We start from the raw sequence: 12,968 nt of genomic DNA, 5'->3' as shown, positions 1-12,968 counted from the left end.
CATGAATCTGTCCGCTCCGTTCATTCGCCGTCCCGTCGGCACGATGCTGCTTGCGATCGGTCTCGCGCTGTTCGGCATCGTCGCGTTCCGGCTGCTGCCCGTCGCGGCGTTGCCGTCGGTGGACTTTCCTGTCGTGATGGTCAGCGCGACGTTGTCGGGCGCGAATCCCGACACGGTTGCCAAGACCGTGACGGCGCCGCTCGAACGCGCGTTCGGCTCGATTGCGGGCCTCACGCAGATGACCTCGCAAAGCTCGTCGGGCTCGTCGCAGATCGTGTTGCAGTTCGATCTGAACCGCGACATCGACGGCGCCGCGCGCGACGTGCAGGCGGCCATCAACGCCGCGCGCAGCAATCTGCCCACGACGCTCACGCAAACGCCGACCTATCGCAAGATGAATCCCGCCGCCGCGCCCGTGTTGATCGTCGGGCTGACGTCGGATACGGTGGGCGTCGGGCAGATGTACGACTACGCTTCTTCGGTGCTGCAACAGAAGCTGCTGCAGGTGGAGGGCGTCGGCGATGTGACCGTGGGCGGCGGCGCGCTGCCCGCGGTGCGCGTCGAACTGAACCCCGATCAGTTGAGCCGATACGGCATCGCGCTCGACTCCGTGCGCACCGCATTGGCGAACGCCACCGTCGATCTGCCGAAGGGCGCCGTCAGCATGAACGGCCAGCACTATGTGCTGGGCGCGAACGATCAGCTCATGGAACCCGCCGACTACAAGCCGCTCGTGATCCGCACGCACGACGGCACGGTGGTGCATGTCACGGATGTCGCGCAAGTGGTGAAGTCGACGGAAGACCTGCGCAACTACGGCCTCGCGAACGGCAAGCCGGCGGTGCTGCTGATCGTCTCGAAGCAGCCGAACGCGAACGTGATCGAGACCGTCGACGCGATTCGCGCCACGCTGCCGCAACTCGCCGCGAGCCTGCCGTCGACGGTCAAGCTGAACGTCGTGCTGGACGGCACGCAGACGATCCGTTCATCGGTGTTCGATGTCGAAGTCTCGCTGCTGGCGGCCGTGCTGCTGGTGACGGCCGTCTCATACGCGTTTTTCCGCGACTGGCGCAGCACGCTGATTCCCGCCATCACGGTGCCGCTCGCGCTCGCGGGCACGTTCACCGCGATGTATTTCCTCGGCTACAGCCTGAACAACCTGTCGCTGATGGCGCTGACGATCTCGACGGGCTTCGTGGTCGACGACGCGATCGTGGTCGTCGAAAACATCATGCGGCATCTGGATCAGGGCAAGTCGCCGCTTGCCGCCGCGCTCGACGGCACCCGCGAAGTCGGCTTCACGGTGCTGACGATCAGTGTATCTCTGGTGGTCGTGTTTCTGCCGCTCATTATGATGAGCGGTCTGGTTGGGCGGCTGTTCCGCGAGTTTTCGGTGTCGCTTGCCATTGCGATCCTGATTTCAATGGTCATTTCACTGACGCTCGCGCCGACGCTCGGGCGTCTATTGTTGCGCCCTGTGCCGCACCAGCCGCGTGAAGGCGCGCTGGGGCCGCGTGTGGAACGCGCATATGGGCGCAGTCTGCGCTGGGCGCTGCGTCATCCGAAGACGATGCTTGCCGTCACCGTGTTGTTGCTGTTTGCCAATGTCGGCGTGGTTGCCGTCATGCCGAAGGGCTTTTTCCCGATTGAGGACACGGGGCGGCTGATGGGCAATGTTCAGGCGTCGCAGAGCATCTCGTTCCAGGCGATGAAGCAGAAGTTCGACGAGATCAACAGGCGCATCCTGCAGAACCCGGATGTGCAATCGGTGTCGGGCTACGTCGGCGGCCGCAATGCGGTGAGCAACAGCATGATGTTTGTTACGCTCAAGCCGCTGTCGGAGCGCAAGCACAGCGCCGATCAGGTGATCGCCGACCTGAGCCGCCGCACGGCCGACATTCCCGGCGTGCGCTTGTTGATGCAATCCGCGCAGGATCTGATGTTCGGCGCGCGGCAAAGCTCGGCTCAGTTCCAGTACACGGTCACGGCGGAGAATCAGGACGAACTGGATACCTGGATGCCGCGCATCGAAGCAAAGCTGCGCTCGTTGCCGCAACTGCGCGACGTGAACGCCGATGTGCAGAGCGCGAGTCTTTCGATGATGCTGCAGGTGAATCGCGACGCGGCGGCGCGTCTCGGCGTGCCGTTCGAAGCAGTCGACGATGCGTTGAACGATGCGTTCAGCCAGCGTCAGATCGCGACGATCTACGGCCCGGCCAACCAGTATCACGTGGTGATGGAAGTCGCGCCGCAGTACTGGCAAGACCCGAAGACGCTGGACACGCTGTACGTGCCTGCCACGAACGCGACCAGCACCGCCGCGACGGCCAGCGCGTCTTCGTCAACCAGCGCAACGCTCGTGCCCTTGTCCGCGCTCGCCACGCGCACGCTGTCGCACGCGCCCGTCACCATTGCGCACGACAACCAGTTTCCCGCTGTCACGCTGTCGTACAACCTGCGCGAAGGCGTGACGATGAGCGATGCCAATGCCGCCATCCAGTCGGCCGTCGCGTCGCTGAATCTGCCGAACACGATCTTGCCCGCCTTCGCGGGGCAGGGCGCGATGATGCAGCAGTCGGGCGGCAGCGAACTGCTGCTGATCATCGGCGCGCTGATTGCCGTGTATATCGCGCTCGGCATTCTGTACGAGAACCTCGTTCATCCGCTGACGATTCTCTCGACGCTGCCTTCAGCGGGCCTGGGCGCCCTCATCGCTCTCTACGTATGCGGCTACGAGCTGACAATCATCGCCTTGATCGGCATCGTGCTGCTGATCGGCATTGTGAAGAAGAACGCGATCATGATGGTCGATTTCGCCGTCACGTACGAACGGGAACAAGGCGCGAGCGCGGAAGAGTCGATCTATCAGGCGTGCCTCACGCGCTTCCGGCCGATCATGATGACGACGCTCGCCGCGCTGTTCGGCGCGGTGCCGCTGATCGTCAGTTCGGGCTATGGGCATGAGTTTCGTCATCCGCTCGGCGTCGCGATTTTCGGCGGCCTGATGGTCAGCCAGTTGCTGACGCTCTTCACGACGCCCGTGATCTACCTCTGGCTCGACCGCTTCAACGGCCGGCGCGCCTCACGTAACGGAAACCCATCATGATGGACAGAGCAACGCGCACGATGCGGCGTGCGCATCGAACGATCGTGGCTGCCGCCATTGCCGCACTGTGCGCCGGCTGCGCGGTCGGTCCCGACTACAAAAAGCCCGACGTTGCCGTGCCCGCCGCCTTCAAGGAAATGAGCAGCCCCGACGCGAACGGAATCTGGCAACAGGCGCAGCCCGATCCGGCGGCCTCGCTCGACAGCCGCTGGTGGACGATGTTCGGCGACCAGACGCTCGACGATCTGTGCGAGCGCGCATTGAAGGCGAACCAGACGCTCGCGCAGTATGAAGCCGCCTATCGCTCCGCGCGCGCGCAGGTGGCGTCGGCGCGCGCGAGTCTGTTTCCGACCGTTTCCTTCGCGGGCTCGGGCACGCGCTCGGGCAGCGGCAGCACGACCCAGCTGTCGTCGAGCGGAACCGTCAGCAGCTATGCGTCGAAGAGCGTGTCGGCGGAACTGGAGGCCAGCTGGGAGCCGGATTTGTGGGGCAGCGTGCGACGCTCCGTGGAAGCGAGCGAGGCGAGCGCCCAGGCTTCGGATGCGCAACTGGCAGGCGAACGCCTGAGCGTGCTCGCGACGCTGGCCGTCGACTATTTCACCGTGCGGGCCGCCGACGCCGATCTCGCGATCCTCGACCAGGAACGCCGCATCGACGCGGAACTGCTGGCGCTGACGGAAGCGAAGTATAAGCACGGCGTGTCGTCGTATGACGATGTGCGCACCGCACACAACACGCTGCAAGCGATCGACGAAAGCATCGCGAGCGCGCAACTCACGCGCCGTCAGTATGAACATGCGATTGCCGTGCTGGTCGGCGAAGCGCCTGCGGCGTTTTCGTTGCCGGTTCAGGCGGACTACCGGTTCGACCTGCCCGCGCTGCCCGTTTCGCTGCCGTCCGCCTTGTTGCAGCGGCGGCCGGATGTCGTGCAGGCCGAGCGCACGGTCGCGCAGTACAACGCGAAGATCGGCGTGGCGAAGGCGGGCTATTTTCCGACTATCACGCTTTCCGCCGACGGCGGCTGGAGCGGCACCTCGCTCGCGCATCTGATCTCGCTGCCGACCCGGTTTTGGTCGCTCGGATTCGACGTCGCGCAAAAGGTCTTCGACGCGGGCGCGACGAGCGCATCGGTCCGCGCCGCGCGCGCCAATTACGACCAGGAAGTCGCCGCTTACCGACAGACGGTGCTGGGCGGGTTCCAGGACGTCGAAGACTATCTGAGCGCAGTGCAGATCGCAACGCGCCAGGCGGCGGCATCGAACGAGGTCGCGCAGCGCAGCGGCGAACTCGCGGCCAGCCAGCAGCGCAATTTCGCGGCGGGGACGTCGAGCCGCATCGATGTGCTCGATACGCAATTGACGCAAGTACAGGACCGCAAGATCGCGCTCGATTACAGCAGCAGTGCGCTACAGAACGCCGTCATGCTGGTGAAAGCATTGGGCGGCGGCTGGGACGGCGACGTGGGGACGCTCAAAACCGCAAAGGCACCTTCTGAATAGCGACGGGCGCCGGAAACGGCGCATATGACGTGTACGGCTTTGCTCGTGACGATTTATTGGTTCGTCGCGCGCGCGGGCGTTGCTACAGTCGCGGCTCATCATCGATAGCGGCGATGAGCCGTTGCACGCCGCTACACGCATAACTATCAGAAGGTCTTTACCATGAAAATCCGATTCGCTGGCGCTGTCATCATGGGGTTGATGCTCGCCGCTTCCAGTGCGGCCCACGCCGACCGTCTCGACGACATCAAGAAGGCAGGCGTGCTGCGCGTCGCGACGTTCGACAGCAATCCGCCGTTTGGCTTCGTCGATCCGAAGAACAATCAGATTGTTGGACTCGATGTCGATTACGCGCGCGCCGTCGCGGACAAACTCGGCGTGAAGCTCGAAATCCAGCCGACCAATCCTGCCAACCGCATTGCGTTCCTGAAGTCGGGCAAGGTCGATCTGGTGTTCGCGAACTTCACGATCACCGACGAGCGCAAGAAAGAAGTCGATTTCAGCACGCCGTATTTCGCATCGGGCACGCAGTTCATCGCGAAGAAGGGCGTGCTGAAAACGCCGCAGCAACTGAACAGCCTGCGCGTCGGCGCCGATAAGGGCACCACGAACGAGCAACAGGTTCGCGCGCAGTTCCCGGGCGCGACCATCGTCGCCTACGACGACACGCCGTTCGCATTCGCCGCGCTGCGCACGGGCAACGTGCAGGCGATCACGCAAGACGGGCCGAAGCTCGTTGCGCTGCTGGCGAACGTGCCGGACAAGGCGAATTACGAAATCTCGCCGTTCACGATTTCCAACGACTACGAAGGCGTGGGCGTGCCGAAGGGCGAGACGCGTCTGTTGAACGTGGTCGATGACACGCTCAAGGGACTCGAAGCGAACGGCACGGCGGGCAAGATCTACGATCAGTGGTTCGGCCCGGCCAGCCGCGCGCCGTTGCCGCGTCTGTTCAGGATCGGCGATCCGCAGAAGAGCTGAACGGCGCATGAACAGCTGGCTGGAACCGAAGTACGTCGGGTGGCTCGCGCACGGCTTCGAGATGGCCTTGCTGTTGTCGGCATGCGTGATCGTGTCGGCAACGGTGCTGGGCTTCGCGCTTGCGATTGCGCGCGATGCGCGTAGCGGCTTCGCTGCGCGCCTTGCTGCGCTGTATGTGCTCGTCTTCCGCAACTCGCCGTTGCTGGTGCAGCTGCTGTTCTGGTACTTCGGTGCGGCGACGCTGCTTCCCCAAAGCTGGATGGAATGGCTCAACACGCCGCACACGCTTTCCTTGTGGCGCTTCACGCTTGCCTGGCCGCCGTTCGAGTTCGTCGCGGGCTGGATCGGGCTGACGTGCTACGCGACGACGTTCGTGGGTGAAGAGTTTCGCGCGGGAATGCGCGGCGTCAAGGCGGGGCAGTACCAGGCGGCCGCCGCATTGGGACTGACGCCGCTCGGCACGTTTCGCTACGTGATCCTGCCGCAGGCGATCCGCATCGCGACGCCGCCGCTTGCGGGGCAATACATGAACATCGTGAAGAACTCGTCGCTGACGATGGCAATCGGTCTCGCGGAACTGTCGTACACGTCGCGGCAAGTCGATACGGAAACGTTCAAGACTTTCCAGGCGTTCGGCGCCGCGACCGTCCTCTATATCGCGACCATCGCGGCGATCGAAGTCGGCTTGCTCCTCTGGAAGCGCCGCAGCGCGCACGCGTGGCAGCGAGGCGCAGCATGAGCGCAATCGACTGGCTGCCCACACTGCGCTATCTGTTGCTCGGCACGTTTCCGAATGGCCCGCTCGGCGGGGCGGCGTTGACGCTGGTGATGTCAGTGGTGTCGGCGTTGCTGTCCGCTATCGTCGGGCTGGCGGGCGGCATTGCACTGTCGATGACGCGCGGCGCGGCGCATCTCGCGCTCACTGCAGTGGTCGGCTTTTTCCGCGCGATTCCCGTCCTGATGCTGATCTTCTGGACGTTCTTTCTGATGCCGATGCTGCTGCACATCGACGTGCCCGGACTCGCAACCGTTGTGTGCGCACTGGCGCTGATCGGCGGCGCGTACCTGTCGCATTCGGTGCAGGCAGGCATTGCCGCCGTCCGCGCGGGGCAGGAGCAGGCGGCCCTGTCGCTGGGCCTGACGCGCTGGCAGGCCTTGCGCCATGTGCTGTTGCCGCAGGCCGTGCGGATCATGACGCCGTCGTTCGTGAACCAGTGGGTGTCGCTGATCAAGGACACGTCGCTTGCGTATATCGTCGGCGTGCCTGAGTTCACGTTTCTCGCCAATCAGGTCAATAACCGGCTGATGGTTTATCCCGTGCAGATATTCCTGTTCGTCGGTCTGGTTTATCTGCTGCTGTGTTCCGCGCTGCAATTTTTCGCAACGCGCCTCCTCGACGCCGGGCGGCGCCGCAATGCCGCCCGCGCGCACTCGCGAATCACCCGGTTCTCCCATGTCCAATCCGCCGATTCCTGAACCCAAGACCGCTCCCGTGTTACCGCGTCGCCGGATGCTCGGCGGGCTGGCGCTTTCCGCGCTGGTCGCGCCCGGCGTGCAGGCGGCGACGCTGTTGCGCCCGCTGAACGTCGATCCGTGGACGCAAACGCCTGGCGCGCCCATCCTCGATCATCCGTATGGGCAGCCGTCGCCGCGCGAAGCGAACGTGGTGCGCCGCGCGGCGCGCGCATGGCCGATGCCGGGCGCAGCCTCTTCCCTCACGCCGCTCGCCGACCTGCACGGCACGATCACGCCGAACGGGCTCGTGTACGAGCGTCATCATTCTGGCGTGCCGGATATCGACCCGGACGCGCATCGTCTCGTCGTGCATGGCCTGGTGCGTGAGCCGAAGCTCTTTACGATGGACGATCTGCTGCGTCTGCCGTCCGAGTCGCGCATTCATTTCCTGGAATGCTCGGGCAACACGGGGAGCGAATGGAAAGGCCCGAGCGGCCTGCCTGTGCAGATCACGCACGGGCTGCTGTCCTGTTGCGAATGGACGGGCGTGCGTCTTTCGACCTTGCTTGAAGCGACGGGCGGACTTGCCGCCGCGCAGGACGGCCGCGCGCCGAAATGGCTGCTTGCCGAAGGCGCCGACGCCGCCGCGATGACGCGCAGCCTGCCGCTCGACCGGATTCTCGACCGGGCGCTCGTCGTCTACGCGCAAAACGGCGAGCGTCTGCGGCCCGAGAATGGCTATCCGCTGCGGCTACTCGTGCCGGGCTTCGAAGGCAACACGAACGTAAAGTGGCTGCGGCGGTTGAAGATAGTCGATGCGCCGCTGGAGACGCGCGAGGAAACGTCCAAATACACGGGGCTATTGCCGGATGGGCGTGCGCGGCAGTTCGTGTTCGAAATGGATGCGAAGTCGGTGATTACGCGGCCGTCGTCAGGGCAAAAGCTGACGGTGCACGGCTTTTATCCGATTGTCGGTCTCGCGTGGTCGGGACGCGGCGCGATTCGCCGGGTCGAAGTATCGACGGATGGCGGCAAGACGTGGCAGGACGCGGCGCTCGACGGCACGCCGCGGGATCGCGCGTTGACGCGCTTTCAATCGGGCTGGGTCTGGAACGGCGAGCCAACGGCGATTCTGTCGCGCGCCACCGATTCGACCGGCTATGTGCAGCCAACGCGCGAGGCGCTCGTGCAGGCGCGCGGATTGAACTCGAACTATCACTACAACGGCATTCACCAATGGCGCATCGGCGCCGACGGAAGCGTGAAAAATGCTTAAGTCCATGTTTCGGGCGTCTTTGCTGTGCGCGTCGCTGGCCGCGTGCTCGACTTCGTTGACGGCCTCGCATGATGCGCAACGGCCAGCGTTGAACGCCGATCTGCGCAAATCCGCCGATGCGATCGGCACGCCTGTCAGCGACGCCGATATCGCCGCATGGAATATCGACGTCGCGCCCGATGGCCACGGTCTGCCTCCCGGCAGCGGCGACGTCGCGATGGGCGGCAAAGTGTTCGCGGCCAAATGCGCCGCGTGCCACGGTGCGAAGGGGGAAGGGCTGATCGGCGACCAGCTGATTGGCGGGCAGGGCACGCTTACCTCGGCGAACCCGAAGCGCACGGTAGGCAGCTACTGGCCGTATGCGACGACGCTGTTCGACTACATCCGCCGCGCGATGCCGTACAACGCGCCGCAATCGCTCAGCGCCGATGAAGTCTATGCGGTGAGCGCGTGGATTCTGAACCAGAACGGCATCGTGTCCGACGATGCGCGTCTCGATGCGCATTCGCTGGCATCGGTTCGCATGCCCAATCGCGATGGTTTTGTACCTGATCCGCGACCGGGCCGTCTCTAGTTGCTCAAGCCGTCTGCGCGAGTTGCGCGGGTTGGGCCGAGAACGGGTTCTCCGGACGCGGCAGTCCCAGATGATCGCGCAGCGTGCGGCCCGCGTACTCGGTGCGAAACAGTCCGCGCCGCTGCAACTCGGGTACGACCAGTTCGGCAAACTCGCTCAGTCCGCCGGGCAGCCACGGCGACATGATGTTGAAGCCGTCGGCGCCTTCCTCTTCGAACCATTGCTGCAACTGATCCGCGATGCTCTGCGGCGTGCCGATCACCTGCTGATGTCCGCGCGCGCCCGCGATGCGCAGATAGAGCTGGCGTATCGACAGATTGTCGCGGCGCGCGAGGTCGAGCAGAAGCCGTTGCCGGCTCTTGCCGCCATTGGTTTCCGGCAGTTCCGGCACAGGCCCGTCGACGTCGTACTTCGACAGATCGACACCGCCCGACATGTTCGACAGCAACTGCAAGCCGACAACCGGATGAATCAGGTCCTGCAACGCGTCGAACTTGTCTTGCGCTTCCTGCTGCGTCCTGCCGACAACAGGAAAGATGCCGGGCATGATCTTCAGATGCTCCGGCTCGCGTCCATAGCGCGCGAGCCGCCCTTTCACGTCGCGATAGAAATGCTTCGCTTCGTCGAGTGTCTGATGCGCGACGAAGATCACTTCGGCCGTTTGCGCAGCGAGTTCCTTGCCCGCATCGGATGCGCCCGCCTGAATCACGACGGGCCGTCCCTGCGGCGAGCGTGCGACGTTCAACGGCCCGCGCACCTTGAAATGCTTGCCGCGATAGTCGAGCACGTGCACCTTGCCGGGATCGAAGTAGACGCCGCTCGCCTTGTCGCGCAGGAACGCGTCGTCGTCCCAGCTATCCCACAGGCCCGTCACCACGTCGTGGAATTCCTTCGCGCGCTCGTAGCGCAGCGCGTGGTCGGGATGTCTGTCGAAGCCGAAGTTGTGCGCTTCCGTCTCCGTGCTGGACGTGACGAGATTCCAGCCGGAGCGACCGCCGCTCAGATGATCCAGGGACGCGAACTTGCGCGCGACGTTGTACGGCTCGTTGAACGTCGTGGATACCGTGGCGACGAGACCAATATGCGAAGTCACGACGGAGAGCGCGGACAGCAGCGTCAGCGGCTCGAAGTGATCGGCGCGGGCCGTGCGCGACAGCGAAGGCAGGTGCGTGTCGCGCACGCTGACGCTGTCGGCGAAAAAGATCGCGTCGAACTTCGCGCGTTCGGCGATCTGCGCAAGCTGCGCGTAGTGCGCGAAGTCGAGGCCGCCCGTCGCGTGCGTGTCGGGGTGGCGCCATGCGGCGATGTGATGTCCCGTCTCCATCAGGAACGCGCCGAGGCTGATCTGTCGCTGGTGTTGTCGTGCTTCGCTCACTGTAGTTTCCTTGATCGACGTCGAAAGAAATCGGGCTTCACCACGCAAGGCGCCATTCCGTGATGCGCGGCTCAGGCGTGTTCGCGCGCAGGCCGTTGGCAGGCGTGTCGTGATCGGCGGGCGCGGGCTGGTCGGTGAAGTCGGCGAGAATCTGCTCGCGCAGCCGCACGAAGCGCGCATCGCTGCGCTCGCGCGGGCGCGGCAGATCGACGTGAGCGATGCGCTTCACGCGGCCGGGGCGCGGCGCCATCGTCACGACGCGGTCGCCGAGATAGATCGCTTCGTCGACGTCGTGCGTGACGAGAATCATCGTGATCCGTTCGTGTTGCCAGATGCGCTGCAATTCGTTTTGCAGGCGGCCGCGCGTCAACGCATCGAGTGCGCCGAACGGTTCGTCGAGCAATAGCACGCGCGGCCGGTTCACGAGTCCTCGGGCAATCGCGACGCGCTGCGCCATCCCGCCCGACAACTGATGCGGATACGCATGCTCGAAGCCTTCGAGGCCCACCAGCGCAACATGCTCGGCGACGGCGTCGCGCTTCTGCTGCGTGGTAAGCGGTGCGTTGCGCAACGCGGCGAGAATGTTCTGCGAGGCCGTGAGCCACGGGAACAGCCGGTGATCCTGGAACACGATGCCGCGCTCGAGCGACGTATCGCGCACGCGTTCGCCGTCCACGCTGATATCGCCGCGAAAGTCGCGGTCCAGCCCTGCGACGAGCCGAAGCAGCGTCGACTTGCCGCAACCGCTGGCGCCGAGCACGCTGACGAATTCGCCCTGCGCGATATCGAGCGAAATGTCGTCGAGCACGAGCAGCGTGCCGTTCGCTTCGTCCTGTTGCGCGTAGCGTTTGCTGACGTTGCGAATGCGGATGCCTTCGGAGACTGTCGTCGTCATATGCCGTTACCTGAATGTTGATGTCATGCGGCGGCGCGTGCGCGCGTTGCGCCATTGCGCCGCGCGAGCACGCGCCGTTCGACGCTGCGTGCCAGTGCGTTGAGCGCCCAGCCCGTGATGCCCACGACGATGATGCCAAACAGAACGAGATCCATCCTGAACTGCTCGCTGCCGTCGATCAGCGTATTGCCGATGCCGCTGCCCGCAACCAGCAGGTATTCGGCGCCGAGCGTCGCGAGCCACGAGTAGATCAGGGCGAGATAGATGCCCGTGAAAATCGACGGCAGCGCGGCGGGCAGAATCACGAAGCGCGCCATTTGCAGGCGCGAATAGCGAAACGCGCGCGCGACTTCCACATAGCGCGGCGACACGGCGTGGATGCCGTCGCACGTATGCGCGGCGACGGGCAGCAGCGCGGCCAGCGACAGGAACACGACCTTCGCCATATCGCCGAGACCGAACCACACGGAGATCAGCGGTATCCACGCGAACAGCGAGATCTGCTTGAAGGTGTCGAAGGTCGGACCGATCAGGCGCGTCGCGACGCGCGAGAAGCCAAGCGCCGCGCCGAGCAGCAGGCCGCCCGCCGTGCCGATCACGAAGCCGCTCGCTTCACGCGCAAGCGAAGCCGACAGCGCGCGCAGCAGCGCGCCGCTCTGAATCTGCTGCCACGCGGTGCGCGCGACATCGACCGGGCTGACGAGCAAGCCGCTCTTGACGAGATGCAACGACGACACGATCCACCACAACGCAAACGCCGCGAGCGGCAGCACGAGGCCGCGCCAGTTGAACGCGGACAGACGCTGTTTGAGTGCGGAATGACGCTCGGGCTTGACGGGTGCGTCGCAACTGCACGGCGGCGGGCCGCTGGATTTGCGCTGCGAAAAAAGACCTGAAAGCGGACGGGTGGAAGGCATGACGTGTGTCCTCGATCGAATGATTCACTCGCGAAATGCCGATGGTTGTCCGCGCCGCAAACGGGCTTCGAGCGCATCGAGCGCGCGGTTGATCGCAAAGCCGATGGCGCCGACGATCACCACGGAAGCCATCACGAGGTCGAGTTGAAAGAGCTGCCGGCCGTACACGATCAGATAGCCAAGCCCTTCCGACGACGCGACCAGTTCGACCACGACGAGCGCGAGCCAGGCCTTCGTGAACGCGAGCCGCACGCCTGTCGCGAGCGTCGGCACGGCGGCGGGCAGCACGACATGCACGACGCGCTGAAAGCGGTTGTAGCCGAACACGCGTGCGACTTCATCGAGCGCGGCGGGCGTGTTGCGCACGCCTTGCATCGTGCTCAACGTGACGGGCACGAGCGCGGCATGCGCGATCAGGATGTACTTCAACGGCTCGCCGACGCCGACCAGCAACAGCAGAAACGGCAGCCAGCCCAGTACGGGAATCTGCACGAGCGCATTGAAGGCGGGCAGCACATAGGCTTCGACGGTGCGCGACAAACCCAATGCCGCGCCGATGAAAAAGCCCGCGAGCGCGCCGACGCCGAAACCGACCAGCACCCGCTGCAGGCTGACCAGCGTGTTGCGCGCGAGATCGCCGCTGACTGCGAGGTCGTACAGCGTGTCGAATACCTGTTGCGGCGGCGGAAGAATTTGCGGCGCGATCCAGCCGTGCGCGCAGCCGATGCTCCATAGCGCGAACAGCGCGGCGGGCAGCAGCCATGGCGCGAGATGCCACACGGCCGCGCGCACGCGCCGTTGCACCTGCTCCGACGCCGGGCTTGTCTCGTCCCGATCCGAGGTGGCGCGCTTCGTAATGGCCGGCCACTGGCCTATCGCCTTGCTCATCG

11 protein-coding genes are annotated in these 12,968 nt (G+C 64.8%); 7 read left to right on the top strand and 4 right to left on the bottom strand.

The window, feature by feature from the left end; translation table 11 throughout:
- The first annotated feature begins 1 nt into the window (after position 1).
- From C2L66_RS38250 to C2L66_RS38220, 7 genes are all read left to right on the top strand, one after another.
- Complete coding sequence (locus C2L66_RS38250) at positions 2-3,106, top strand: efflux RND transporter permease subunit (protein WP_060609406.1); 3,105 nt, start codon at positions 2-4, stop codon at positions 3,104-3,106.
- Complete coding sequence (locus C2L66_RS38245; RefSeq protein ID WP_060609404.1) at positions 3,103-4,605, top strand: efflux transporter outer membrane subunit; 1,503 nt, start codon at positions 3,103-3,105, stop codon at positions 4,603-4,605. Before C2L66_RS38250 ends, C2L66_RS38245 begins: the two co-directional genes overlap by 4 nt.
- A 162-nt stretch (positions 4,606-4,767) precedes the next feature.
- On the top strand, positions 4,768-5,586 hold the full coding sequence (locus tag C2L66_RS38240) for an ABC transporter substrate-binding protein (protein WP_060609402.1): 819 nt from the start codon (positions 4,768-4,770) through the stop codon (positions 5,584-5,586).
- Positions 5,587-5,593: 7 nt separating this feature from the next.
- A complete protein-coding gene (locus C2L66_RS38235; RefSeq protein WP_060609400.1) occupies positions 5,594-6,325 on the top strand; it encodes an amino acid ABC transporter permease in 732 nt (243 codons plus the stop codon).
- A complete protein-coding gene (locus C2L66_RS38230) occupies positions 6,322-7,062 on the top strand; it encodes an amino acid ABC transporter permease (protein WP_060609398.1) in 741 nt (246 codons plus the stop codon). Before C2L66_RS38235 ends, C2L66_RS38230 begins: the two co-directional genes overlap by 4 nt.
- Positions 7,040-8,317 carry a sulfite dehydrogenase gene (soxC, locus tag C2L66_RS38225; protein WP_060609396.1) on the top strand — a complete coding sequence of 426 codons (1,278 nt, stop codon included), beginning with the start codon at positions 7,040-7,042 and terminating at the stop codon, positions 8,315-8,317. The genes C2L66_RS38230 and soxC overlap by 23 nt, the downstream gene beginning before the upstream one ends.
- Complete coding sequence (locus tag C2L66_RS38220) at positions 8,310-8,891, top strand: c-type cytochrome (RefSeq protein ID WP_060609393.1); 582 nt, start codon at positions 8,310-8,312, stop codon at positions 8,889-8,891. Before soxC ends, C2L66_RS38220 begins: the two co-directional genes overlap by 8 nt.
- 4 nt (positions 8,892-8,895) lie before the next feature.
- Here C2L66_RS38220 and C2L66_RS38215 read toward each other — a convergent pair whose 3' ends face one another.
- From C2L66_RS38215 to C2L66_RS38200, 4 genes are read right to left on the bottom strand one after another with little or no spacing between them, the layout of a single operon-like run.
- A complete protein-coding gene (locus C2L66_RS38215) occupies positions 8,896-10,266 on the bottom strand; it encodes an LLM class flavin-dependent oxidoreductase (protein WP_060609390.1) in 1,371 nt (456 codons plus the stop codon).
- A gap of 37 nt (positions 10,267-10,303) precedes the next feature.
- Positions 10,304-11,161 carry an ABC transporter ATP-binding protein gene (locus C2L66_RS38210; RefSeq protein WP_060609385.1) on the bottom strand — a complete coding sequence of 286 codons (858 nt, stop codon included), beginning with the start codon at positions 11,159-11,161 and terminating at the stop codon, positions 10,304-10,306.
- 23 nt (positions 11,162-11,184) lie between these two features.
- Positions 11,185-12,078 carry an ABC transporter permease gene (locus C2L66_RS38205; protein ID WP_060609383.1) on the bottom strand — a complete coding sequence of 298 codons (894 nt, stop codon included), beginning with the start codon at positions 12,076-12,078 and terminating at the stop codon, positions 11,185-11,187.
- A 24-nt stretch (positions 12,079-12,102) separates the two neighbouring features.
- Entirely contained in the window at positions 12,103-12,966 is an 864-nt protein-coding gene (locus C2L66_RS38200) for an ABC transporter permease (protein WP_225031401.1), read from the bottom strand.
- Between the last annotated feature and the right edge of the window lie 2 nt (positions 12,967-12,968).

The sequence above is a fragment of the Paraburkholderia caribensis genome, assembly GCF_002902945.1.
Lineage (GTDB): Bacteria > Pseudomonadota > Gammaproteobacteria > Burkholderiales > Burkholderiaceae > Paraburkholderia > Paraburkholderia caribensis.
The sequence above is the reverse complement of the archived record's forward strand: the minus strand, read 5'-3'. Positions and strand labels throughout refer to the sequence as shown.